Origin of the sequence: Streptomyces sp. G45, from assembly GCF_049542095.1 — a bacterium.
Lineage (GTDB): Bacteria > Actinomycetota > Actinomycetes > Streptomycetales > Streptomycetaceae > Streptomyces.
In genome coordinates, this window is record NZ_JBMUZU010000002.1 from 68558 (window position 1) to 92125 (window position 23568).

Consider the following 23568-nt stretch of genomic DNA (forward strand, 5'->3'; position numbering starts at 1 on the left):
TCTCCTCTGTAGGAACGGTGGGGCGGCGGTCGGCCGCCGCCCCTGATTCCTGATGCGGGGTCGGTCAGGGCGTGGCGAGGCCGAACCAGTACGCGAAGGTCTCCAGGAGCCCGTTGAGGGTGTCCAGCGGCTCCAGCGTGCCGGTGGTGACGGTCAGGGCGCCCTCCGCCACGAGCTGGTCGGGGGTGGCCTCGCCGATGGTGAGGCGGTTGAGGCCCGCGCGGGTGACGGCGTACGTGGCGTTGGCGGGCTCGGGGTCGAAGGGGCCCGGCGTGTACGCCAGGACGCCGTTGCGGAGCCGGACCGCGCACCAGGCGGGGTCGTCGGGCAGGCCGTCGGTGATCCGGAAGCCCAGGGTGAGCGCGTGGGCGGCGGCGCGCGGGCCGTTGAGGCGGATGCCGAGGTAGTCGAAGAGCATCCGCAGCGGCATCGCCTCCAGGACGGGCTGGGTGATGATCTGCGGCGACGGCAGCCCGGGCGGGGTGCCGTCGGCGGGCCGGGTGCGCAGCTCGTGGGCGGCGGCGAGGTAGAAGTTGCGCCACGGGCCGCTCTCGGCCTGGTAGCCGAGCTGTTCGAGGACGGCGGCCTCCAGCGCGCGGGCGTCGGTGTCGGTGGGGTCGGCGAACACGGCGTGGCTGAGGAGTTCGGCCGCCCACCGGTAGTCCTCGGCGGTCTTGGCGTCGTCGAAGGCCGCCCGGGCCAGCCGCACGACCTTCTTGGCGCCGCCCATCGCCTCGACGTAGCGGGGCCCGGCCTGCTCGGGCGGCAGGGCGTGCAGGTGCGCGGCGTTGCCGTCGTACCAGCCGAGGTAGCGCTGGTAGACGGCCTTGATGTCGTGGTTGACGGTGCCGTAGTAGCCGCGGTTGAACCACCGCTCCGCGAGGCCGCGCGGGACGTGGGCGTCGAGGTCCTCGGCGATCTCGGTCATGGTACGGCCGTGGTTGGCGAGCCGCAGCGACTGGTCGTGGAGGTAGCGGTACAGGTCGGCCTGGCTGGTGAGGAAGTCGGTGATCTCGTTGCCGCCGTCGCTCTTCCACCGGGGCCAGAAGTGGCTGGCGAACAGCGTGTCCGAGCGTTCGCCGTACCACTCGACGGACTCGTTGAGGTAGTCCGACCAGGCCTTGGCGTCGCGGACCTGGGCGCCGCGCAGGCTGTAGAGGTTGTGCAGGGTGGGCGTGGCGTTCTCCGCCATGCACAGGGCCCTGACGTCCGGCAGGTAGAAGTTCAGCTCCGCCGGGGCCTCGGTGCCCGGGGTGAGCTGGAACTCCAGGTTCACCGGCCCGAACGCGACCACGTGGCCGGGCTTGGCGGTCTCGGCGGTGACGGTGTACGTCGGCGGCAGCAGGCCCGCGAGACCGGCGGAGTTGTACTTGCCGAGCCCGGCGTCGACCTGGCCCCGCGCGGAGCGTTCCAGCAGCGCGCCGTACATGAACAGCGCGCGGCGCTGCATGGCGTTCCCGGCGTAGACGTTCTCGCTCACCGAGTGCTCCAGGAACCCCTCCGGGGCGATGACGTCCACGCCCTCGGGCAGGCGCCGGTCCGCGAACAGGCCGAGGACGCCGCCGTAGTGGTCGAGGTGGGAGTGGGTGAAGATCACGGCGCGGATGACGCGGTCGGCGCCGCGGTGCTCCCGGTAGAGCTTCAGGGCCGCCGCCGCGCACTCCTCGCTGATCAGCGGGTCGACGACCACGATCTCCCGCGAGGCGCCGGTGGGATCCTCCAGGAAGGAGATGTTGGACAGGTCCATCCCCCTCACCTGGTAGACGGCGTCGGGTACGACCTCGAACAGCCCGGTGTTCATGTTGAGCAGGGCGTTGCGCCACAGGCTGGGGTTGACGGTGTCGGGCGCCTCGCCGGTCAGGAACGCGTACGGGACGAGGCTCCACGCGGGGACGCCGAGCGCGCCGCCGTCGGCGCGCTCCACGGTGAAGTCCGCTGGCAGGGCGGCGATCTGCCCCCGGGCGGCGAGGGCCGCCTCGGGGTCCTGGTCCGGCGGCGGTACGGCCACGGCGGCGTTCAGGTCCCGGGTCAACGCCGTCGCGGGCTGCGACTGGGGCTCGGGCTGGGGCTGGGGCTGGCTGCGCGGTGGACTGGACAACGGTCCTTCCCTTCGCTCGGCCGGGCGGGCCCGGCGCGGACAGGGCACCCCCGTTGCGTCTGCACGCCGGGCCGGTCACTCCAGGGAAGCGGTCCCCTACGGAACGTGAGGGCCCGACAGTGCGGACCCTGCCAGGTTGTAGGGGGCACCAAAAGCCACCGAATCAGCCAGTCGGCCAGGGTCCCCTCGCGCGACGGGGTCCGGCCACCCCTTGGGCGGCGTACGAGAGGGACGAGGCACACGCCGCGTACGCGACGCATGAGGCGCAGGCGGCCTACGAGGCGTACTAGGCGTACTAGGCGTACGGCTCAGTCGGCCCGGCGGAAGCGGAAGGGCTTCCCCCAGCCCGGGGGCGTGGCCTTCAGGGTGTCCCCGTCGACCACGACGTCCAGGGCCCCCGGGACGTTGACGCTGAAGCACGGCGAGTCGAACGCGATGCGGTACGCGTCGCCCTCGCCGTCCTCCTCGTCCTTGGCCGTCACCTTGGCGTCGCCGCACAGCCTCATCGGCTTCGTACCGAGCACGGCCTTGTCGCCGTCGCTGACGCGGATCATCGCCTGGTCCCCGAAGTCGGAGAACCCCGGTGGCTGCGGCCCGTCCGCGGCCCACTCCCCGTTGATCGGCTCGGCGTCCGACGAGTCGGAACACCCGGCGAGCAGCAGCCCGGCGGCGAGGGCGGTCACAGCGAGCGTTCGACGCATACGGGTCTCCCGGTGGCGGGGGGCGGGCTCGGCCGCATTCAAGCAGAACGGGCCTTGCTCCGGGGCGAGTTCGCGTACGAAGGGATCACCACGGGGGCGCCGTCGGGCGCCGTACGACCCGTGAAACACCTTCACCGCCAAGGGAGTTGACCCTCCAAGGAGCCCCACAGGGCAGCGGCGCCGCTAGGGCCCGGACGGCGCCGCCGCCAGGGTCGCGAGGCGGGTCAGGCCCGCGCGCAGCCGCCGCTCCCCCAGCTCCGGCAGGAGCGCGGCCACGTGCTCGGCGGCCAGGGGGGCGAGCAGGGCGTGGGCGGCGTACTCGGGGTCGGGCGTGGAGGCCAGCAGGATCGCGGTGTGGCGGTGCCAGAACCGGTAGGCGCCGATGCGGTAGCGGGCGCCGACGGCGGCGGTCTCGGAGGTGCGGACGAGGGTCAGGTTCTCCAGGAGGTAGTCGAGGTAGGCGTCGACGAACGCGGCGAGCCGGTCCACGGCGGGGGCGCCGGGGCCGAGCGGGGGCGGCCCGTACAGGATCGCCTCCTGGAGGACGCGCTCGCGGGCGTCGAGCAGCGCGGCGGCGAGCCCGGACTTGTCGCCGAACCTCCGGTACAGGGTGCCCTTGCCGACCCCCGCCTCCGCCGCGACCTGGTCCATGGAGACCGCCTCCACCCCGTGCTCGGCGAAGAGCCGGGCGGCCGCCTCAAGGACGGCGGCGCGGTTGCGCGCCGAGCGCTGCTGCTCCTTCGGCGGCGGCGTGCGGAGGAGTTCGAGGAGCGTTGCGGAATCGGACTGCGGTCCGTTACTGTCATGAGCCACAACCGGACTATAGTCCGATTCCTGAAAGGCAGTGGCATGACCGCACTCATCACGCGCGACGAGCTGAAGGCCGCGATCGACGCGGGCACCGTGACCGTCCTCGACACGCTGGGCGGCGAGTACTACGCCAAGCAGCACCTGCCCGGCGCGCTCGAACTGGTCCGCGCCGACGTGGACGCCCGCGCCGACGCCCTGCTCCCCGACCGGGACGCCGCGATCGTCACGTACTGCTCCAACCCGGCGTGCCCCAACAGCGGACAGGTCGCCGACCGGCTCACCGCCCTCGGCTACACCAATGTGCGCAAGTACCGCGAGGGCATCCAGGACTGGGTGGAGGCCGGTCTTCCGGTCGAGTCCGCCTGACGTCGGCGGCGGAGGCTCCCGTCCCCTCGCCGGGCGGGTCCGGTCGCCGGGGCGGGTCCGGGGCCTCCACCGCGGGGTGGCCCCGGGCCGCCGGTCACAGGTACTTGCTGAGCAGCAGTTCGTCGCCCTCCCGCAGCCGTGCCCGGATCTCGCTCGCCGGTGTGATGACGGAGTCGGCGAGAACGCCGTGGCAGTGGCACTCCTCGTACGGGTCCAGGGATTCGAGCAGCGCGACCAGGGCGGCCTTGGCGGCCACGCTGTTCTGCTTCATCACCTGGGTCACGCTGTGCGCGCTGACGTCGTCGTAGCCGTCGCGCCAGCAGTCGTAGTCGGTAACGAGCGAGAGCCCCGCGTAGCAGAGTTCGGCCTCCCGGGCGAGCTTGGCCTCCGGCAGCGCCGTCATCCCGATGACGTCCATGCCCCACGACCGGTACAGCTCCGACTCGGCCCGGGTGGAGAACTGCGGGCCCTCCATGCAGCAGTACGTGCCCCGCTCGTGCACCCGCGCGGTGCTCGCGGTCCGCACCGCGGCAGCCAGCCGGGTACGCAGCCGGGCGCAGTAGGGGTCGCCGAAGGGCACGTGGACGACGACGTCGCCGTCGAAGAACGAGGCGGCGCCGCGGCTGCGGGTGCGGTCCACTATCTGGTCCGGCACCACGAGGTCCCCGGGCCGGTAGTCCTCGCGCAGGCTGCCCACGGCGCTGACGCTGATCACCTGCCGGGCGCCGAGGCTCTTGAGCGCGTAGAGGTTGGCCCGGGCGGGCAGCCGCGAGGGGGTGATGTGGTGGGTGCGCCCGTGACGAGGCAGGAACGCGACCCCCACCCCGGCGAGAGTGCCGGTGATGAGCGCGTCACTCGGGGAGCCGTACGGCGTGGGCACACTGATCTCGCGTACTCCGATGAGGTCTTCGAGCTCGTACAGCCCGCTGCCTCCGATGATTCCCACCTGAATATCCGGCGTTGACGTCACACTGTTGGCCACGGGACGGCACTCCTCAATTCACGGGCGACGCGGTTCCTTTGGAGGCTACTGAGGGAAGGCATCAGCGGCCAGGAACCACGGGAACAGCTCTGATGTACCGAAAGACGTAGGGACGTCTCCCTTGTGGGCTGGAATGCCGTACGTGTCTTCTGTGCCGATGGATTCTCCTGGAGAGTTGGTCACGCTGTCACCCCTCTTTTGCTTATCGGAGGAACGCGTGAACTCTTTTCTTTCCGGCCGCGACCGGGCGCCCGCGCGCGCGGCCCTGCTCGCCACCGGCATGACCGCCGAGGACTTGGCGAAGCCCATGATCGGGGTGGCGCACAGCTGGATCGGCACCATGCCGTGCAACCTCAACCACCGGCGCCTCGCGCAGGCCGTGATGGCGGGGATACGGGCCGCGGGGGAACGCCGGTGGAGATCAACACGGTCGCCGTATCGGACGTGATCACCATGGGCACCGCGGGCATGCGGACGTCGCTGGTGAGCCGTGAGGTCATCGCGGACTCGATCGAGCTGGTCGGGCGGGGGCACGCGCTGGACGGACTCGTCACCCTGGCGGGCTGCGACAAGACCATCCCCGCGGCCGCGCTGGCCCATGTCCGCCTGGACGTACCGGGGCTGCTCCTCTACTCCGGCACGATGCTCCCGGGCCTGTTCAGGGGCGACGAGATCACCCTCCAGGACGTCTTCGAAGCGGTGGGCCGCACCGCGGCGGGGGAGCTGGACGACGGAGACCTCCAGGAGATGGAGCGGGCGGCGTGCCCCGGTGAGGGGGCGTGCGCCGGGCACTACACGGCCAACACGATGGCGATGGCCATGGAGTTCCTCGGGCTCAGCCCATTCGGGTCGATGGATCCCCCGGCGTCCGACCCGCGCAAGACCGGAGTGTGCGAGGCCGCGGGCCGGTTGGTGATGCGGCTGGTCGAGCGGGACCTGCGGCCCGGGCGAATTCTCGACACCCGGTCGCTGCACAACGCCATCACGGCGGCGGTGGCCACAGGAGGCTCCACCAACGTGGTGCTGCACCTGCTGGCCCTCGCCCGCGAGGCGGGACTGCCCCTGGACATCACGGAGTTCGACACGATCAGCGCCCGCACACCGGTCATCGCGGACCTGCGCCCCAGCGGCCGCTACACGGCGGTGCACCTCGACCGGGCCGGGGGGACACGGCTGGTCGGGCGCGTGCTGTCCGACGCGGGGCTGCTCGAAGGAGAGGCGCTCACCGTCACCGGGCGCACCGTCGCGGACGAGGTGGCCGAGGGCCGGGCAACACCCGGACAGCGGGTGGTCCGCCCCGTCGAGCGGCCCCTGAGCGCCACGGGCGGGCTGTGCGTCCTCAAGGGCAACCTCGCGCCGCGCGGCGCCGTGGTGAAGACGTCGGCGGCGGTCACCCCGCGCATCGAGGGGCCCGCCGTAGTGTTCGACTCGGAGGAGGACGCCATGGCGGCCGTGCAGTCCGGCGCGATCACGGCCGGTGACGTAGTGGTGATCCGCTACGAGGGGCCGCGCGGCGGCCCCGGGATGCGCGAGATGCTCGGCGTCACCGCCGCGCTCGTGGGGCGCGGGCTCGGCCGGTCGGTGGCCCTCGTCACCGACGGCCGCTTCTCGGGCGCGACCCGGGGGTTGATGGCCGGTCACGTGGCGCCCGAGGCCGCCGACGGCGGTCCGCTGGCGGCACTGCGCAACGGCGACACCGTCACGATCGACCTGGAGAGCCGAGGGCTCTCGGTCGATCTGACGACCCAGCAGATCAGCGAGCGCATGCGGCACTGGGCGCCGCCGACGTCCCCGTACGCGACGGGGGTCATGGCGAAGTACCGCGACGCCGTCTCCTGCGCGTCGCGGGGAGCGGTCACCGTGCCGGGGTGCGACGAGCGCGGCCGGTGGCGGGAACGGCGTGCCACGGGTGGAGGGAAGGCTGAAGGCACTGAGAGGGCTGAGAGGGCTGACGGGAAGGAATGAGAACATGGCGGTCGACCCGACGGGCGCGAGCCTCAAGCAGTTCGTGCAGGACCGTCCCGACTCCCCGGTGACGATGCTCAACCTGCTGCGGTTCCGGGAGGGCGGGGAGCAGGGCTATGCCGCGTACCTGCGCCACTTCCGGCCGCACGCCGAGCGCGTCGGGGCGAGGATCCTCTACTACGGGCTCGGGGACCGGGCCGTGGTGGGCGAGGCGGGCCAGAGCTGGGACGCGGTGCTCCTGGTCGCCTACCCCTCGCGCCGGGCCTTCTCCCAGATGGTGCGGGACGAGGAGTACCAGCGCGGTACGCACCTGCGCACCGAGTCCCTGACGGAGGCGGTGCTCCAGCCCACGGACGACGCCTGGCGGACGGTGTGGGGCGACTGAGTCCGCCTCCCGCGCGCCCCGGCCGACCCCCAGCGACGCCCGGCTGAACGTACGGGAAATCCCGTACAGGACTCCTGTGCGGGATTTCCCGTACGGCGTCAGTGGTGGTCGGGCAGCAGGGTGAGGACGCGGGCGGGGGCCAGGCGGGCGGCTCCGCTGAGCCCCGGCACCGAGGTGATCACGGCGTGACCGGTCACCCGGCCGTCGGCGGCGGCGACGAGTTCGGCGGCCGCGGCGAGGGTGCCGCCGGTGGCGAGGACGTCGTCGACGATCAGGACGCGGTCGCCGGGAGCCACGGCGTCGTGCTGGAGTTCCAGCGTCGCGGTGCCGTACTCCAGCGCGTAGTCGGCCCGGTGCACCGGGCCCGGCAGCTTGCCCTGCTTGCGGGCCAGGGCCAGCGGCAGTCCGCTGGCGGCCGCCACCGCGGTGCCGAGGACGAAGCCGCGGGCCTCGACGGCCAGGACGCGGTCGAACGCGCCGTCGTAGGCGTCGACGACGGCTTCGGACAGGCGCCGCACCAGCGCGGGCCGCCCGAACACGGGGGTCAGGTCCTGGAACTGGACGCCCGGCTCGGGGAAGTCGGGGACGAAGCGGATGGCGGAGCGCAGTTCATCGGTCAGTGACGAGGTGCTGAGCATGGCGGTCTCCTTGAGGGCTGGGCGAGGGGGCTGGGCCGTCGGTGCGGGAGGCGGGGTCACTGGGCGAGGTAGCCGCCGTCGACGGGCAGGACGGTGCCGGTGATGAAGGACGCCTCGTCGGAGGCGAGGAAGCAGATCGCCGCGGCGACCTCCTCGGGCTCGCCGATGCGGCCAAGGGGGTGGCGCCGCTCGATCGCGGCCAGGTACTCCGGTCCGCCCGGCTCGTCGGGCAGCCGTCGCACCCGGTCGGTCCTGACGGTACCGGGGGCGACCGCATTGACCCGGATGCCTCGGTCGGCCCACTCCACGGCGAGGTGCATCGTGAGGCCCGAGGCGACGAACTTGGCGGGTCCGTAGGTGCTCTGCCCTCGCTGTCCGGCAAGACCGGAGATGGAGGAGAGCAGCACCAGGGCGCCCCGCCCGCCGACGAGCATGGCCTCGATGGCGTACTTGCAGGTCAGGAACATGCCCCGGCCGTCCACGGACATCACCCGGTCCCAGTCGTCCGCGGTCGCCTCGGTGATCTCGTGCAGCGGGATCACCCCGGCGTTGGCGACCAGCACGTCGAGGCCGCCGTAGGCGTCGACTGCGGCGGCGACCATGCGGCGGGCGTCGCCCGGGCGGGAGACGTCGCCGACCACGGTGCGGATGTCGCCGCCCTCGGCTTCGAGGGCCTTGCCGAGTTCGGCGAGCGCCTCGGCGTCGATGTCACTGACCACCAGCCGTGCGCCTTCGCGTACGAAGCGCCGGGCCGTGGCCTCGCCGATGCCGCGGGCGCCGCCGGTGATGAGGCAGGCCTTGCCGTCGAGTCGGCCTGGACGGACGTTCACGGGACCTCCTGAGGTATGTCCGCCGCGGTCCTGTCGCGGAGCGTCGGGGCGGACGGCGGCTGTGGTGCGGCCGGCCTGGCGTGCCGGAAGGAGCGCTCAAGCCAGAATCCGGCGATCTGGCAGGTGACGACCGACATCAGGACGAGCGTGGCGAAGAACGAGCCGTTGATGATGCCCGCGTCGTAGGTGACCGTGGCGAGCAGGACCCCGGGCGTCCCCGGGCGTTGAGGGCGAGCGCGAGGCGGGTGGAGACGGTGCGGGTCTCACCGGCCAGGACACCGGCGAGCCAGACGCTGCCGCCCTTGACCGCGCAGGCCAGCACGAGGAACCAGACGAAGAACAGCGGGTCGAGCTGGTGCACCAGATCCAGGTGCAGGCCGACGGTGGCGAAGTAGACCGGCACGAACAGCGCGAGCGAGAAGTGCCGGATGGCGTCCCAGGCGTGCAGCGCCCGGCCCTCCGCCTGGAGGTCGCCGTTGCCCGCGTCGCCGCGGGCCGCGCAGACGCCCGCCATGAGCGCGCCGAAGACGGTGTTGATGCCGAGCGCGGTGCAGCAGCCGACGCCCGCGAACAGGAAGACCAGCCGGAACGCGGTGGGGTTCTGGCGCTCGATGACGTTCCACGGGCGGGACGCCAGCCACTGGAACAGCCGCGGCCCACGCAGCGCGCAGACGCCGAAGAACAGCAGGGTGACAGCGACGTAGTAGGCCGTGGTCGGCAGCAGCGCGTCGGTGCCGACCGCCGACCAGAGCCCGGTGCCCTCGCTGGAGTGGGCCGCCGCCAGGCCCAGAACCACGGCGAGCACGACGTAGAGCAGTGCGTCCTCGATGACCGCGACCATGAGTACGATCCGGGCGAAGGCCGTGTGCTGGATGCCCAGATCCATCAGGATGCGGGAGATGACGGGGATCGCGGCGACCGCGGTGGCGATGCCCAGCGTCAGGGCGAGGGTGACCGCCGTTCCGTTGGGGCCCGTGATGTCCGCGCGGCGCATCACCAGGGCCATGCCGATGCCCGCGGCGAACGGCACGGCGAGACCGGCGGTGGCGACCAGGGCGGCCGTGCGCCGCTCGCGCCGCCCGGCCTGCGTACGCAGCTCCGAACCGGCGAGGAACATCAGCAGGAGGAGCCCCAGTTGGTTGACGACGTCCAGGCCCGCCGCGACCGGGCCGGACGTGGGGAAGAGCGCGTCCATGGCGTCCGGCGCGAGCGCGCCGACGACCGTCGGGCCGAGCAGCAGCCCGCCGACGATCTCGCCGATCACCGGCGGTTGGCGCAGCCGGGCGAAGAGGCGTCCGGTGGTGTGCGCGGCGAGGACGATGACCATGAGGGCGAGCAGCAGGTGCGCGATTTCATTCGTGGACAGCGCCATCAGTCCTCCGGAAGGGGATATGCGCCGGAATGGATTCCGGAAACCATATCGGCCGACGAAAGCCCGGACTATTTGCGGCAGGGAACAAAAAGGGTGCGTATATCGCTCCGACTCCGGTGCACCTAGGGGACATGCACCGATACGCCTTCCGGTCGATGCGCGGCGCCTTCTCGCCCTTCGAAACTGAGGCCGCGTATCCATGCCTCCGTGACTCCGCTGATTTCCGAAGGAGCGGCCCATGATTGTTCTGTATTTCGGGGATGTCGTCGGCGAACGCGCTTCCGCCTTGCTGGCCGAGCGACTGCCCGCGCTGCGCCACGAGCACCGAGTGGACCTGGTCATCGCCAACGCCGAGAACTCCGCCCCCAACGGCCTGGGCATGGGCGGCAAGCAGGTGGAGGAGTTGCTGGCGGCGGGCGTCGACGTCATCACGGGCGGCAACCACTCCTGGGACAGCGAGGAGTCCGTGGGCCTGCTCTCGCTGCCACGGGTGATCCGGCCGGAGAACCTGGCGGCCGGGGTGCCGGGCCGCGGCACCATCGAGGTCGAGGCGGCCGGTGAGACCGTGACCGTGGTCAACCTGGCCGACCACTGCGCGATGAAGTCGGTCAAGGCCACCGCCGGTAAGTTCCTTCCTGCATACGAGAGTTGGTGTGCGGCGAGCAAGAACGGCGTGGTCATCGTCGACTACCACGGGGACCATGTGCTGGAGAAGCAGATCTTCGCGCACGCGGTGGACGGCGCCGCTGCGGCCGTGCTCGGCAGCCACACGCACGAGGCGACCGGGCCGCTGCACATCCTGCCCCGGGGCACGGCCTTCGTGGCCGAGGTGGGGATGACCGGGCCCGGTGACGGCGTCCAGGGCTTCGCCCCCGGCAACCTGGTGTCCGGGCTGCGGGCGACCGGCGATCCGTTCTCCGCTCCGCTGCCGTCGGTGAGCCTCGGCCCCGTCGTCCTCGGCGCGGTGCTCCTGGACATCCGCGACGGGCGGACCGTCGGCCTGGAGCGGCTCGACTGGCCCGCGCCCGTGGGAGCCGCCCAATGACCACCGACGCTTCCGCCGCGCGGGCCGTCGCCGCCGCGCCGGCCGGGGACAGCGACATCGTCGACCTGTCGCTGCCGCTCGCGGAGGACCTGCCCTGTCATTGGTCGACGCACCAGCCCTTCCAGCACAAGGTGTGGAGTTGGTTCGCCACCCGCAAGGAGGGGGCGGGGTCGGTCCACAACCGCGGCGGCGCCCCGTACTCCACGCGCTGGATGACGATCGACGAGCACACCGGGACCCACTTCGACGCGCCGAGCCACTTCATCCCGCCGCCCGGGTCGGGGCTGGAGAACGCGTCCCCGCTGGGCGAGGTCACCGCCGAGAAGGCTCCGCTGTCCCAGCTCATGGGCGCGGCCTGCGTGATCGACGTGTCGGCGCTCACGGACGCGTCCGCCGAGCCGGGGGTGAGTCCGCTGATCGAACCCGGGCACCTCGCGGCCTGGGAGGAGCGGCACGGGCGGATCGGGCACGGCGACGTCGTGCTGCTGCACACCGGCTGGGACCGGCACTACCGTCGCGGGGCCGAAGGGAGCCGCTATCTGCACGACGTGATCGTCACGCGGTCCGCCCCGGGCTGGCCCGCGCCGAGCGTGGCCGCCATGGCGCACCTGATCGAACGCGGGGTGCGGTGCGTGGGCATCGACGCGCCGTCCATGGGGGCGGCGCACGACGGGGTGCCCGTGCACGTGCGGGGGCTCGGCTCGGGGGTCCTGTACGTGGAGGGTCTCACCGCGCTCGGCCAACTGCCGCCCCGGGGCGCCTGGTTCTGCTTCCTGCCGCTGAAAGTGGAGGACGGCACCGGTGCGCCCGGCCGTGCCGTGGCCCTGCTCCCCCGGGTGGACGCGGGCTGACGGCACGGCCGGGCCCTCGCCCGGGGCGTGGCGAGGGGTGGTGGGCGCGTACGGACGGCGTACGGGCGCGGGGCGGAGGGGCCGGATCCACTGGGTCGGGCCCCTTTGTCGCGCACCCCTTAGTCGGCTGTCGCGCACCCTTTAGTCGGCCACCCGCTGGCCGCCGCGCGCCCTGCTGCCCTGTACCTGCCCGTCGCGTACTCGTCCGCGACGGTCCCGTCCGGACCAGGGAAAATAGGTATGGGCAGACGTCCGGCCCGGGCATATGATCACCGCCGTGGCGACGAGACTTGTGCAGATTCACATGAAGGCCCTGGACGACTCCGCCGTGGGCCGGTTCTGGGCCGAGGCGCTCGGCTGGGGCACGGACAGCGAGGGCCCCGGGGTGACCAACCTCGAGCCGAAGGGCTTCACCTACCCCGGCCCCACCGCCGTCTGCATCGACGTCGTCCGCGACCCGAACCCCAAGACGGTGAAGAACCGTCTGCACGTCGACCTCGCCACCACCTCCGCGGCGCACCAGGCCGACCTGGTCGCCCGGCTGCGCGCGCTCGGCGCGACGCCCGCCGACATCGGCCAGGGCGAGGTGCCGTGGACGGTCCTCGCCGACCCCGAGGGCAACGAGTTCTGCGTACTCGAACCCCGCGAGGTCTACCGGGACACCGGGCCGATGGCCGCGGTGGTGGTCGACTGCGCCGACCCGCGGGCCATGGCCCGGTTCTGGGGCGAGGCGATGGACTGGACCGTGCACGAGGTGACCGACGACCAGGCGGCGCTGCGCTCGGCCAAGGGGGTCGGCCCGTACCTGGAGTTCGTCCGCGTGCCCGACGCGAAGACGGTGCGCAACCGCGTCCACCTCGACCTCCGCCCCTACCCCGGCGACGACCACGCGGCGGAGGTGGCCCGGCTGCGGGACCTCGGCGCGACGCCCGCCGACGTCGGCCAGGGCGACGTGCCGTGGTCGGTCCTGTCCGACCCGGAGGGCAACGAGTTCTGCGTCCTCACCCCGATGTGACGCGGCCCCTTCCGCGTCACCGGCGGGGCCACCGCCAGCTCTCGTTCACCCACCGCTCCAGCGTCGCGGCGGGCCGCCCCATGTCGGCTGCGGTGGTCTCCAGGGACGCGCCGCGGTGCCGGAGGCGGTAGTGGTACAGCTCAACCGCGGCGACCTGGTGGTCCGGCGGCGGGGGCAGGGTGCCCGGCTGCTCCGGGCGGGGCGTGCGGTCGCGGCCCTTGAACGCCTTCCTGAGAAAGCCCTTCATGGTTCCTCCCGATGGTGTGGGGGCGGTCAGCTGCGGGGCAGCGCGCGCTGGCTGAGGGCCGCGGTGGCGCACAGCAGCGCGGCGGCGAGCAGGAGGCTGACGCGCAGTCCCCCCAGGTCGTAGGCGTCGTGCTGAGTGGCGACGAGGGAGCCGAAGAGGGCGACGGCGAGCGCGCCGCCGGTCTGGCGCAAGGAGTTCAGCAACCCGGATGCGATGCCGGTGCGGTGGCCCGGTACGGAGTCCATCAGCAGGGCCGTCAGCGCGGGGACCGTGAGAGTGCCGATGCCGAAGGGGAGCAGCAGGAGCAGCAGCGCCCAGTGCGGCGTGCCGGTGCCGAAGCCGAGCAGCACCAGGAGGGAGGCGGCCAGGACGAGTTGGCCCTGGACGATGACGCGGCGGCGGCCGAACCGCTCGACCAGGCGGGGGGTGCGCAGGCTGGCGATGGTGGCGACGAGCGCGATGGGGACGAACATGAGTCCGGCCTGAGTGCCGGACATGCCGCGCAGCTGCTGGTAGTAGAGGCCGAGCGTGAAGAAGGTGCCGTAGTAGCCCGCGCTGATGGCGAAGCCGACGGCCAGTGGGACGCTCACCTCACGCTGGCGGAGCATGTCGAGCGGCACCATGGGGCTGCGGTGGCGGGCCTCGACGGCCCGGAAGGTGACGGCGGCGGCGACGGCGACCGCGAGGGCCGCGGCGACCGGCCAGGACGTCCAGCCCGCGTGGCCGCCCTCGATCATCGCGTAGGCCACGGCGGCCAGGACGAGTACGGCGGCGATCTGACCGGCCGGATCGAAGGGCGCGGGACGCTTGGCGGAGCGTTCGACGCCCAGCAGGAGGGCGAGGATCAGCAGGCCGAGCGGCAGGTTGAGGAGGAACACGGCGCGCCAGTCGGCGGCTTCCGCGAGCACCCCGCCGAGGACCGGCCCGACGGCCATGGCCAGGGAGCCGCCCACCGACCACAGGGCCACGGCGTGCGCGCGGCGCTTGGGGTCGTCGTGAGCCTGGCGGATCAGGGCCAGGGACGCGGGCATGACGACGGCGGCGGCCGCTCCCTGGAGGACGCGTGCCGTGATGAGGGTGCCGATGTCGGGGGCCAGCGCACAGCCCAGCGAGGCGAGCGTGAAGAGGCCGACGCCCCACGCGTAGGCGCTGCGTGCTCCGGACCGGTCGGCCAGGGACCCGGCGGAGAGCATGAGGGCGGCGAACATCAGCGTGTAGGCGTCGACGACCCACTGCTGCCCGGTGATGCCGCCGTGCAGCGACGAACGGATCGCGGGCAGCGCGATGTTGACCGCCGAGACGTCGATGGTGATGACGGCGAAGCCGAGGAGGGCGGCGCAGGTGGCGATCGCGGGCGACCGTCGGCCGGGCCTCGCGGCGGCGGCCGCCTCGGGGGGGCCGAGTAACCGGGCTCGGGGCGTCAGGGCAGGCATGAGCGAGCCTCCGGGGAGAGTGCGGTGCGTGGTGGCGGGTGTCGTGGTGCGTGCCGTAGTACGCGGCGGGGTGGGCGGTGCGGCACGGGCATGGGCGGGCCACGCCGCCGCCCGACGGGGCCGGGGGAGGTACCGGGGCGGCGGCGGGGCCGGTTCGCGGGCCGTGCGGGTGAGGGGCGCGGAGCGGGGCTCTGTCGGGTACACGCGTCCGGTGCACGCGCGGGGGGCGCCCCCGCTGGGGGCGCGGGGTCAGGCGAGGAAGCGCAGCAGGGCCGCCGCGGTGTCGGCCGGGTTGTCCTCGGCGACGAAGTGGCCCGCGTCGGGCACGGTCGCCGTGCGGGCGCCGGGGATGGCCGCGGCGAGGCGCTCGCCGGTGCTGAGGGGGATCCACTGGTCCTGCTCGCCCCACAGGACCAGCGTGGGCACGCTGATCTCGCCGAGGCGGGCCACGGCCTCCCGGGTGTCCTCGAAGCTGACGGCGGCGACCTGGTCGAGCCAGCGCCGCTGGCCCTCGGAGCCCGCCCAGGGGGCCAGGTAGGCGGCGGCCGACTCCGGGGTCAGGGCGCGGTGGGTCGCCGTGCGGAAGCGGGCGGCGACGAGGTCGCCGAAGATGTCCGGGGGCATGGTGCGGTAGACGTCCGCGTGCTGCTGCTGGTGCTCGGTGAAGGGCGTGTTCCACGGGCCGAGGACGGCCGCGTCCACCAGCGCGATGTGACTGGCGGGCACGTGCTCGACGAGGTGCGCCCTGATCACCGTGCCGCCGCCGATGTCATGGCCGACCAGGGCCGGGGCGTCGAGGTCCCAGTGCGCGACGAGTTCGGCGAGAGTGCGGGCCTGGCGGGCGATGGAGGGGGCGGCCCCGGGGTCTGTGCGGGAGTCGCCGAAGCCGAGCAGGTCCCAGACGTACACGGTGTGGCGCCGGGCCAGCAGGGGGGCCACGTCGCGCCACAGGTACGACCAGGCGGGGGTGCCGTGGACGAGCACCACGGGCGGTCCCTCGCCGAGCACCCGGGCCGCCACCTCTCCGCCGGTCACGCGGATGCGCTGGTCGAGCCTCCAGGTCTGCGTGGTCCGCATCGGCTGCGTGGTCTGCGTGGTCTGCGTGGACATGGCACCCACTCCCAACCTAAGGGGTAAACTTGACTTTCTCCGATTACTCTAGCATGGAGTAAGGCTTGAAATTCGATTTTTCAGATTACGCATGGGGGGCGGCGGTCGCGACGGGCCTGGTCAACACCTCCGCAGAGGTGCGCAGCATCGGCGAGGTGCTGACCGACCCCGACGCCTTGGCGCGCTTCCTGGACGAGCACGGGCTGCGGCCGTCCGCCCTGGGCGACGGCGGCTCCCCCGGCCCGGAGGACCTGGCGCAGGTGCACGCCCTGCGCCAGGAGGTCCGGGACATCCTGGAGACGGAGTCCGAGGCCGCCGTCGTCGCGAGCGCCACCGCGCTGATCGGCCGCGGCGGCATGGGCCTCACCCTGACCAGGGACGACAGGGACCAGTGGCAGTGGAGCGTGACGACCTCCCCCGGGGCCACGCTCGCCGAGCAGCTCGCCGTCCTGGTCGGCACCGGCCTGCTGGGCACCCTGCGCACCCTCAGCCTCGGCCGCTTCCGCCACTGCACCGCGCCGGACTGCAACGGCATGTTCGTCGACACGAGCAAGGCCGGTCGCCGCCGCTACTGCATGCCCGAGGTGTGCGGCAACCGCCGCAACGTCGCCAACTACCGGGCCCGCCGACAGACCGCCGCCGCCCCGTCCCGGCGCACCACGCGCCCTTAGGGGCCCGACGGAGCGCTTCCGACGCCGCGGCCCGTACCCGCGGCCTGAATCGTGTCACCGACGCCCGCGGGGCAGACACCGGGCAGCACCGCCTCCCAGACCCGGGCCAGCGGCAGCGGCTCGTCCTCCGCTCCCCAGGGCAGCGCGGCCACGGGGGCCGTCTGCACCGTGACGAGTCCGACGGCGACGACCGCGACCGCGTCAGGGCTGGTTCCCGCGCGCAGCTCCCCGCTGCCCTGCGCCCGCACGCACAGGCCGCGCAGGGTGGGCACCCAGGTGCCGAACCAGCGGTGCTCGTCGTCCAGTCCACCGTGCAGTTCGCCGTCCAGCCGGTAGCTGGCCCGTACCGTTGTGTCGGTGTGGAGCAGCAGGGCCACGGCGTGCGTGATGTCGACGACGGCCTGGAGGGCGCTGGGCGTGCCGTCGGTGATCCGGTCGACCCCGCGCCGGACGACGTCGCTGCCGCAGGCGTGTACGGCGGCGGCGAGCGCCCTCTTCGAGGGGAAGTGGAACATCAGCGCTCCGCTGGTCAGCCCCGCGGCCCCGGTGATGTGTGTGAGGTTGGTGCCCGCGAACCCGCGGCGGCCGAACTCGGCCGCCGCGGCCTCGATGAGACACCGTCGCGTCCGTGCGGCTCTCGTCTGCCTCATATCCGGGTCGTCTTGGTCCCTTCCGTCCCTGTGCCTCGTGCCCCGTGCCGCGGCCGGTCGGCCCGTGCCGGGCTAGGCGCCGCTCTGCGGCACGATGGCGTCCGCCTCGACCTCCACGAGCAGCGCCGGGTGGGCCAGGGCGGACACCTCGACGAAGGCCGACGCGGGCCGGATGTCACCGAAGACGGCGGCGTGTGCCCGCGCGACGGCCTCGAAGTGCGCGATGTCCGTGAGGTAGACGCGGGTGCGCACGACCTGCGAGACGTCCGATCCGGCCTCCTTCAGGGCGGCGGCGATGCGGGCCAGGACCTCGGCCGTCTGCCGCTCGGGGTCGCCGCCGCCGACCGGGCCGTCGGGGCCAGAGGCGGTGGTGCCGGAGACGAAGACGAACGGGCCCACCCGCACCGCGCGGGAGAAGCCCACGGCCGCCTCGAACGGCGACCCGGAGGGGTACAGCGTGCGGTCCGTCGTGGACAGGGTCATGAGGTTCACGCTCCTTGATGTGTGGTCGTGCGCGCCGTGGCGTGCACCGGGGTCAGCCACCCGGGGTGGGTGAAGCGTGCGCCCGTGGTGGCGTTGCGGAAGGCGGTGGCGAGGGTGTCGAACACGGGCCGCTCGGCCGCGTACGCGTGCTCGTCGAGGGCGGCCACGGGTACCAGCTCGCTCGCGGTGCCCGTGAGGAAGACCTCGTCGGCGGCGCGCACGTCCTCGGTCTCCACCGGCCCCTGGTACACGGCGAGGCCGAGCTCGCGGGCCAGAGTGAGCACGGTGTCCCGGGTGATCCCGGCCAGGAGACTGTCGCAGAGCCACGGCGTGTGCAGGGCGCAGTCCCGCACCAGGAACACGTTGGACACCGTCGCCTCGGCGACCCGCCCGGAGCCGGGGTCGAGTTGCAGCGCGTCGTCGTACCCGGCGGCGACCGCCGCGCTCTTGGCGAGCGCCGAGGTGACGTAGGTGCCGACGGCCTTGACACGGGGAGGGAAGGACGACGGCGAGGGGCGGCACCACGGTGAGACGGTGAGACGCACGCCCGGACCGCGGGCGGCGGCCCCGGGCGCGGCCATGGGCCACACCTCGACGCCCAGGGTGAAGGGCAGCCGCCCCACGTCGATGCTGAGCACGGGGTCGGCGGCGAAGAGGCCGGGGCGTACGTAGCAGTCGTGCAGTCCGCTCGCGGCGGTGGCCTCGATCACCAGCTCGCGCAGCCGGTCGAGGTCGTAGGCGTGCCGGATGCCGAGTTCGCGGGCCGAGCCGAGGAGCCGGATGAGGTGGTCGTCCAGGCGGAACAGGTGCGGTTCCCCGGTCGTGGACGCGTAGGCCCGGATGCCCTCGAAGACGGCGCTGCCGTGCTGGACGCTGCTGCTGCCGAACGGTATGCCCCGGCCGGGCCCACACCGCCCGTCGTACGGCCCGTCCCAGAAGGTGTGGGCTGACACAGGTGGTTTCATCTCGCGTGGTCCTTCGTCACAGCGCCGTGAGCACGGCGCGGGTGGTGTCGGCAGTGGTGGCCGATCCGCCCAGGTCGGGCGGGCGCACGCCGCGCCGGAGCGCGGTGTCGACGGCGCTCTCCACGGCATCGGCCGCGGCGGCCCGCCCCAGGCCGTGCCGCAGCATGAGGGCGGCGGAGAGCACCATGCCCAGCGGGTTCGCCAGGCCGCGCCCCGCGATGTCGGGGGCCGACCCGTGCACGGGCTCGAACAGGGCCCGGCGCACGCCGTGTTCGGGGTCCGGCGGGGCGGGCAGCGAGGCGCTCGGCAGCAGGCCGAGCGAGCCCGCGACGGCCGCGGTCTGATCGCTGAGGATGTCGCCGAACATGTTCTCCGTCAGCACCACGTCGAAGGCGGCGGGCTCGGTGACCAGGCGCATGGCCGCGGTGTCCACGAGCAGGTGCGCCACCGGCACGTGGGGGTACTCCCGCGCCGCCAGGTCCTCGACGACCCGCCGCCAGAGCCGGGAGGTGTCCAGGACGTTGGCCTTGTCGATCGAGGTGACACGGGCGCCCGGACCGCGGCGGGCCGCCAGTTCGAAGGCGACGCGGCTCACCCGCTCGATCTCGTGGGCCGTGTAGGAACAGGTGTCGAAGGCCTCGTCGGCGGTGCGCCCGCGGCGGCCGAAGTAGAGGCCGCCGGTGAGTTCCCGGACCACGACGAGGTCCGCGCCCGCGACCCGCTCGGGCTTGAGCGGGCAGACGTCCGACAGTGCCGGGAAGGCCCGTACCGGCCGCAGGTTGGCGTACAGGCCGAGGGCGCGACGCAGGGTCAGCACGCCCGCTTCGGGCCGCGGTGCCTCGGGGTCGGCGGGGGTCTCCCCGGTTCCGACCGCGCCCAGGAGCACGGCGTCGGCCGCCCTGCACGCGGCGAGGGTGGCCTCGGGCAGCGGCACGCCGGTCTTGTCGATGGCCGCCGCGCCGATGAACTGCTCGTCGAAGTGGAAGTCGCCGACGGCGCGGAGCACGTCGAGGGCCGCGTCCATCACCTCGCCTCCGATGCCGTCACCGGCGAGGACCGCGATGCGGAAGGGGCGGGAAGGGCCAGAGGGGCGGCCGGGGGCGGTCACAGGTCGTCCGGGGAGCTGAGGCGACCGCGGACCGCCGTGGCGGCGGCGACCGGCGGCGACACCAGGTGCGTCCGGGCCCGGTCGCCCTGGCGGCCCTCGAAGTTGCGGTTGGAGGTGGAGGCGCTGCGGCCGCGCGGCTGGAGCCGGTCGGGATTCACGGCGATGCACATCGAGCACCCCGCGGACCGCCACTGGGCGCCGGCCTCCTGGAACACGGTGTGCAGCCCCTCGGCCTCGGCGTCCAGGCGCACGCGGGTCGATCCGGGGACCACCAGTGCCCGTACGCCGGGGGCGACCCTGCGGCCGCGCAGCACCTCGGCGGCGGCGCGCAGGTCCTCCAGACGGCCGTTGGTGCAGGAACCGATGAAGACGGTGTCCACGTCGATGGAGCGCAGCGGTGTGCCGGGTTCGAGCCCCATGTAGGCCAGTGCCGCCTCGGCCGCGGCGCGTTCGCCCGGTGCGGCGAAGGAGCCGGGGTGCGGGACCTCGCCGTCGAGCGGTCCGCCCTGCCCCGGGTTGGTGCCCCAGGTCACGTAGGGGCTGAGCGTGGTGGCGTCGATGTGGACTTCCCGGTCGAACTCCGCGTCGTCGTCGGTGCGCAGGGTCCGCCAGTGTGCGAGGGCCTGGGCCCAGTCGTCGCCCCGCGGGGCGAACCTGCGCCCGCGCAGATAGGCGAACGTCCGCTCGTCCGGGGCGATGAGTCCGGCCCGCGCGCCCGCCTCGATGGACATGTTGCACACCGTCATCCGGGCTTCCACGGACAGCTCGCGGACGGCCTCGCCCCGGTACTCGATGACGTGCCCCTGCCCGCCGCCCGTACCGATCCTGGCGATCACGGCGAGGATCAGGTCCTTGGCGGTGACGCCTGCCGGGAGGCGTCCGTCGACGTTGACGGCCATGGTGCGGAACGGCGCGAGCGGCAGGGTCTGGGTGGCCAGGACGTGTTCGACCTCGCTGGTTCCGATGCCGAACGCCATGGCGCCCAGCGCTCCGTGGGTGCTGGTGTGGCTGTCCCCGCAGACGATCGTCATGCCGGGTTGGGTGAGGCCGAGCTGGGGGCCGATGACGTGCACGATGCCCTGCTGTTCGTCCGACAGGTCGTACAGTTCGATGCCGAACTCGGCGCAGTTCTCGCGCAGTGCCCTCACCTGCTCCCGGGACACCGGGTCGGTGATGTCGCGCGAGCCGAGTTCGGTCGGCACGTTGTGGTCCGCGGTCGCCACGGTCAGGTCGGGCCTGCGCACCGTGCGTCCCTGTGCCCGCAGACCGTCGAAGGCCTGCGGGCTCGTCATCTCGTGCATGAGATGCATATCGATGTACACCAGGTCCGGTAATCCGTCGGACTGGTCGACGACGTGATTCCGCCAGATCTTCTCTGCCAGTGTGAGCCCCATGAACGGGAATATTACCCACGGCAATTGGCCCTCGAAAGGAGAGTTCCGCCGCCGCTGGCAGAACACCCGTACCTGGACATCGGCACTACGACCTAAGTCACATCACGGCCGCGGTTCGACACATCAGAGGTGTCCCCGCCGGGCGATATACCCGGCGGTGTCGCGTCGCCAGACTCGGGGGCGTGACTACCTTCCACGGAAATCCCCTGGCCCGCCGCATTCAATCACAGCCGAGCGGAATGCCCGTGCACAAGTACCGCCGGTACCGCCCCTTCACCCTGCCTGACCGCACCTGGCCCGACCGTGTGCCGGAAGAGGCTCCCCTCTGGTGCAGCGTGGACCTCAGGGACGGAAATCAGGCCCTGCTCGACCCGATGGACCTGGACCGCAAACGCACCATGTACGAGCTTCTGGTCAAGCTCGGTTTCAAGGAAATCGAACTCGGCTTCCCCATGTCCAGCCGGTCCGATCTGGAATTCACCCGGGACGTCATCGAGCGCGACGCCATTCCGGACGACGTCACGATCCAGGTCATGTCGCCTATTCGCGACGGCATGATCGAGGACACCGTCAAGGCGATCGAGGGCGCCCCGCGCGCTATTGTCCAGATCTTCAACCCCACGTCGGTAACACAGCGCCACGCCGTGTTCGGAATGAGCCGCGCCGAGGTGAAGGCGCTGGCCCTGCGGGGCGCCGAGACGGCGCTGAAGCTGCGGGATTCCCTGCCGGGAACGGAGATCTACCTTCAGTACGGGACCGAGTCGTTCACCCAGACCGAGCCGGAGTTCGCCCTTGAGGTGCACAACGCGGTCTTGGAGCTGTGGCGGCCGCGGCCGGAGGAACAGGTGCGGGTCGTGCTGCCCGCGTCAGTGGAAGCCTACCCGCCGCACGAGTTCGCCGACCGCATCGAGTGGATGCACCGCAACCTCGCCTACCGCGACGCCATCACCCTCACCCTGCACACCCACAACGACCGCGGCAGCGCGGTCGCCGCCACCGAGCTGGCGGTGCTCGCCGGGGCGGACCGGGTGGAGGGCACGCTGTTCGGCAACGGCGAGCGCGCGGGCAACGTCTGCCTGATCACGCTGGCGATGAATCTGCTGTCGCAGGGCATCGACCCGCGCCTGGACCTGAGCGACCTCGATGAGGCCCGGCGGATCACCGAGCACTGCAACCGCATGCCGGTCTCTCCGCGCCACCCCTGGGTGGGGGACTTCGTGTACACCTCCTTCGCGGGCTCGCACCAGGACGCCATCTCCAAGGGGCTGAAGGCCCTCGAACGAGCCGGGTCGACGGTGTGGGACGTTCCGTACCTGCCGGTCGACCCCCGTGACGTGGGGCGCGACTACCAGGCGCTGATCCGGATCAACTCGCAGTCCGGCAAGGGCGGCATCGCGCATCTGATGCGCACCGAGCACGGCTTCGACCTGCCGCGCCGCCTCCAGATCGAGTTCGCCGCCGTGGTCCAGGCCCAGGCCGAGTCCGGCGGCGAGGTGGCGGCCGAGCAGCTCCTCGACTGGTTCACGCGGGAGTATCTCGCCCCGGCCGGGCCCCCGCGAGCGCTGCCCGCGATCGACTCCCAGGAGGCGGCGGGCCGGGTCCTGAGCGACCTCATGGCCGACCGCGGGGCCAGTGGCACGGTCCGTGAGGTGCACGTGCAGGCGCCGAGCGGAGGCGATTCGGGCCCCTGGGTGGTGTACGTCGAGGCGGGCTCGGGCACCGTGGTGCGCTGGGGCGTCGGCGTGGGCGCCACCGAGCAGGAGGCCGCCGAGCGCGCCCTGCGGTCGACCGCGGAGCGGCTGTTCCGGGCGGTGTCCGCATGAGCCCGGCGCCGCTGTCCGGACACCGCGGGACGGTGATGCCGCTGCGCCGCCGCGATGTGGACACCGACCAGATCATTCCCGCCGAGTTCTGCAAGCGCCTGGGGCGCACCGGTTACGCCGACACGCTGTTCCACCGCTGGCGCGAGGATCCCGGGTTCGTGCTCAACCAGCGGGCGTTCGGCGGTGCCAGCATCCTTGTCGCCGGGCCGGACTTCGGCATCGGATCGTCGCGCGAGCACGCGGTGTGGGCGCTGCGCGACTTCGGCTTCCGGGCAGTCGTCGCACCGGGCTTCGGCGACATCTTCCGTGCCAACGCGGGCAAGAACCAGCTGCTGACGGCCCAGGTCACTGAGGCAGAGGTGGAGTGGCTGTGGCAGCTCGTCGAGGCGGCGCCCGACACCGTGGTGGCGCTGGACCTCACGCGACGCACGATCGCCGCGGGCGGGCGCCGGTTCCCCTTCGGCATCGACGACCACAGCCGCCGGATGCTGCTCGAGGGCCTGGACGACATCCAGCTCACCGCGCGGCGCGCTGGTTCCATCGAGGAGCACGAGGCCTCCCGGCCCGGCTGGCTGCCCCGGCTGCCCCGGGCGCCCCGGTCCGCGGCGGGCTGAACGCGGCCGGTC

25 protein-coding genes are annotated in these 23568 nt (G+C 72.8%); 10 read left to right on the top strand and 15 right to left on the bottom strand.

Annotated features, from left to right (window positions below; all coding sequences use genetic code 11):
* Positions 1-64 precede the first annotated feature (64 nt).
* The 3 genes from ACOBQU_RS39200 to ACOBQU_RS39210 all read right to left on the bottom strand — a co-directional run bounded on the left by ACOBQU_RS39200 (position 65) and on the right by ACOBQU_RS39210 (position 3612).
* Positions 65-2098 carry an alkyl/aryl-sulfatase gene (locus tag ACOBQU_RS39200; RefSeq protein ID WP_423635174.1) on the bottom strand — a complete coding sequence of 678 codons (2034 nt, stop codon included), beginning with the start codon at positions 2096-2098 and terminating at the stop codon, positions 65-67.
* A 308-nt stretch (positions 2099-2406) separates the two neighbouring features.
* A complete protein-coding gene (locus tag ACOBQU_RS39205; protein WP_423635176.1) occupies positions 2407-2799 on the bottom strand; it encodes a hypothetical protein in 393 nt (130 codons plus the stop codon).
* Between the two features lie 183 nt (positions 2800-2982).
* Positions 2983-3612 (bottom strand): TetR/AcrR family transcriptional regulator, encoded by a 630-nt coding sequence (locus ACOBQU_RS39210; protein WP_423635178.1) that lies wholly within the window; start codon positions 3610-3612, stop codon positions 2983-2985.
* Between the two features lie 36 nt (positions 3613-3648).
* On the opposite strand from ACOBQU_RS39210, the gene ACOBQU_RS39215 reads away from it, so the two are divergent.
* Positions 3649-3975, top strand: coding sequence for a rhodanese-like domain-containing protein (locus tag ACOBQU_RS39215; RefSeq protein WP_423635180.1), 327 nt, complete (start codon positions 3649-3651; stop codon positions 3973-3975).
* A 94-nt stretch (positions 3976-4069) separates the two neighbouring features.
* Here ACOBQU_RS39215 and mtnP read toward each other — a convergent pair whose 3' ends face one another.
* Entirely contained in the window at positions 4070-4921 is an 852-nt protein-coding gene (mtnP, locus tag ACOBQU_RS39220; RefSeq protein WP_423635182.1) for an S-methyl-5'-thioadenosine phosphorylase, read from the bottom strand.
* A 253-nt stretch (positions 4922-5174) separates the two neighbouring features.
* Between mtnP and ACOBQU_RS39225 the strand changes: the two genes are divergently transcribed.
* Genes ACOBQU_RS39225 through ACOBQU_RS39235 form a run of 3 tightly spaced genes read left to right on the top strand, consistent with a single transcriptional unit; the run spans position 5175 to position 7307 of the window.
* Complete coding sequence (locus ACOBQU_RS39225) at positions 5175-5405, top strand: hypothetical protein (RefSeq protein ID WP_423635184.1); 231 nt, start codon at positions 5175-5177, stop codon at positions 5403-5405.
* On the top strand, positions 5372-6922 hold the full coding sequence (locus ACOBQU_RS39230) for a dihydroxy-acid dehydratase (protein ID WP_423635186.1): 1551 nt from the start codon (positions 5372-5374) through the stop codon (positions 6920-6922). Before ACOBQU_RS39225 ends, ACOBQU_RS39230 begins: the two co-directional genes overlap by 34 nt.
* Positions 6923-6926: 4 nt before the next feature.
* Positions 6927-7307 (top strand): DUF1330 domain-containing protein, encoded by a 381-nt coding sequence (locus tag ACOBQU_RS39235; RefSeq protein ID WP_423635188.1) that lies wholly within the window; start codon positions 6927-6929, stop codon positions 7305-7307.
* Between the two features lie 98 nt (positions 7308-7405).
* Here ACOBQU_RS39235 and ACOBQU_RS39240 read toward each other — a convergent pair whose 3' ends face one another.
* The 3 genes from ACOBQU_RS39240 to ACOBQU_RS39250 all read right to left on the bottom strand — a co-directional run bounded on the left by ACOBQU_RS39240 (position 7406) and on the right by ACOBQU_RS39250 (position 10147).
* Positions 7406-7945 carry an adenine phosphoribosyltransferase gene (locus ACOBQU_RS39240; protein ID WP_423635190.1) on the bottom strand — a complete coding sequence of 180 codons (540 nt, stop codon included), beginning with the start codon at positions 7943-7945 and terminating at the stop codon, positions 7406-7408.
* 56 nt (positions 7946-8001) lie between these two features.
* Positions 8002-8775, bottom strand: coding sequence for an SDR family NAD(P)-dependent oxidoreductase (locus ACOBQU_RS39245; RefSeq protein WP_423635192.1), 774 nt, complete (start codon positions 8773-8775; stop codon positions 8002-8004).
* 136 nt (positions 8776-8911) lie between these two features.
* Positions 8912-10147, bottom strand: coding sequence for a cation:proton antiporter (locus ACOBQU_RS39250; protein WP_423635194.1), 1236 nt, complete (start codon positions 10145-10147; stop codon positions 8912-8914).
* Between the two features lie 238 nt (positions 10148-10385).
* Between ACOBQU_RS39250 and ACOBQU_RS39255 the strand changes: the two genes are divergently transcribed.
* From ACOBQU_RS39255 to ACOBQU_RS39265, 3 genes are all read left to right on the top strand, one after another.
* Positions 10386-11192 (top strand): YmdB family metallophosphoesterase, encoded by an 807-nt coding sequence (locus ACOBQU_RS39255; RefSeq protein WP_423635196.1) that lies wholly within the window; start codon positions 10386-10388, stop codon positions 11190-11192.
* A complete protein-coding gene (locus ACOBQU_RS39260; protein WP_423635198.1) occupies positions 11189-12043 on the top strand; it encodes a cyclase family protein in 855 nt (284 codons plus the stop codon). Before ACOBQU_RS39255 ends, ACOBQU_RS39260 begins: the two co-directional genes overlap by 4 nt.
* A gap of 277 nt (positions 12044-12320) precedes the next feature.
* Positions 12321-13058 (top strand): VOC family protein, encoded by a 738-nt coding sequence (locus ACOBQU_RS39265; protein WP_423635200.1) that lies wholly within the window; start codon positions 12321-12323, stop codon positions 13056-13058.
* A 16-nt stretch (positions 13059-13074) separates the two neighbouring features.
* Here ACOBQU_RS39265 and ACOBQU_RS39270 read toward each other — a convergent pair whose 3' ends face one another.
* The 3 genes from ACOBQU_RS39270 to ACOBQU_RS39280 form a co-directional block, all read right to left on the bottom strand.
* Positions 13075-13305, bottom strand: a complete 231-nt coding sequence (locus ACOBQU_RS39270) for a hypothetical protein (protein ID WP_423635202.1) — start codon at positions 13303-13305, stop codon at positions 13075-13077.
* A 26-nt stretch (positions 13306-13331) separates the two neighbouring features.
* Positions 13332-14738 carry an MFS transporter gene (locus tag ACOBQU_RS39275; protein ID WP_423635204.1) on the bottom strand — a complete coding sequence of 469 codons (1407 nt, stop codon included), beginning with the start codon at positions 14736-14738 and terminating at the stop codon, positions 13332-13334.
* A 249-nt stretch (positions 14739-14987) separates the two neighbouring features.
* Positions 14988-15848, bottom strand: a complete 861-nt coding sequence (locus tag ACOBQU_RS39280) for an alpha/beta fold hydrolase (RefSeq protein ID WP_423635206.1) — start codon at positions 15846-15848, stop codon at positions 14988-14990.
* Between the two features lie 65 nt (positions 15849-15913).
* Between ACOBQU_RS39280 and ACOBQU_RS39285 the strand changes: the two genes are divergently transcribed.
* Positions 15914-16519, top strand: coding sequence for a CGNR zinc finger domain-containing protein (locus tag ACOBQU_RS39285; RefSeq protein WP_423635208.1), 606 nt, complete (start codon positions 15914-15916; stop codon positions 16517-16519).
* On the opposite strand, the gene ACOBQU_RS39290 is transcribed toward ACOBQU_RS39285, so the two are convergent.
* The 5 genes from ACOBQU_RS39290 to leuC form a co-directional block, all read right to left on the bottom strand.
* Positions 16516-17169 (bottom strand): TetR family transcriptional regulator, encoded by a 654-nt coding sequence (locus ACOBQU_RS39290; RefSeq protein WP_423635209.1) that lies wholly within the window; start codon positions 17167-17169, stop codon positions 16516-16518. The genes ACOBQU_RS39285 and ACOBQU_RS39290 overlap by 4 nt on opposite strands.
* 72 nt (positions 17170-17241) lie before the next feature.
* Positions 17242-17652 carry a RidA family protein gene (locus tag ACOBQU_RS39295; protein WP_423635211.1) on the bottom strand — a complete coding sequence of 137 codons (411 nt, stop codon included), beginning with the start codon at positions 17650-17652 and terminating at the stop codon, positions 17242-17244.
* Positions 17653-17657: 5 nt separating this feature from the next.
* The gene (locus ACOBQU_RS39300) at positions 17658-18605 is read right to left on the bottom strand and encodes an aminotransferase class IV (protein ID WP_423635213.1); all 948 of its coding nucleotides are present in this window, start codon (positions 18603-18605) and stop codon (positions 17658-17660) included.
* Between the two features lie 28 nt (positions 18606-18633).
* Positions 18634-19725: a 3-isopropylmalate dehydrogenase gene (leuB, locus tag ACOBQU_RS39305; protein ID WP_423635215.1), complete on the bottom strand. Its 1092-nt coding sequence runs from the start codon at positions 19723-19725 to the stop codon at positions 18634-18636.
* Positions 19722-21119: a 3-isopropylmalate dehydratase large subunit gene (leuC, locus tag ACOBQU_RS39310; protein ID WP_423635216.1), complete on the bottom strand. Its 1398-nt coding sequence runs from the start codon at positions 21117-21119 to the stop codon at positions 19722-19724. Before leuC ends, leuB begins: the two co-directional genes overlap by 4 nt.
* 239 nt (positions 21120-21358) lie before the next feature.
* Between leuC and ACOBQU_RS39315 the strand changes: the two genes are divergently transcribed.
* Complete coding sequence (locus ACOBQU_RS39315) at positions 21359-22942, top strand: 2-isopropylmalate synthase (RefSeq protein WP_423635218.1); 1584 nt, start codon at positions 21359-21361, stop codon at positions 22940-22942.
* Positions 22939-23556, top strand: a complete 618-nt coding sequence (gene leuD, locus ACOBQU_RS39320) for a 3-isopropylmalate dehydratase small subunit (RefSeq protein ID WP_423635220.1) — start codon at positions 22939-22941, stop codon at positions 23554-23556. Before ACOBQU_RS39315 ends, leuD begins: the two co-directional genes overlap by 4 nt.
* Positions 23557-23568: the final 12 nt, after the last annotated feature.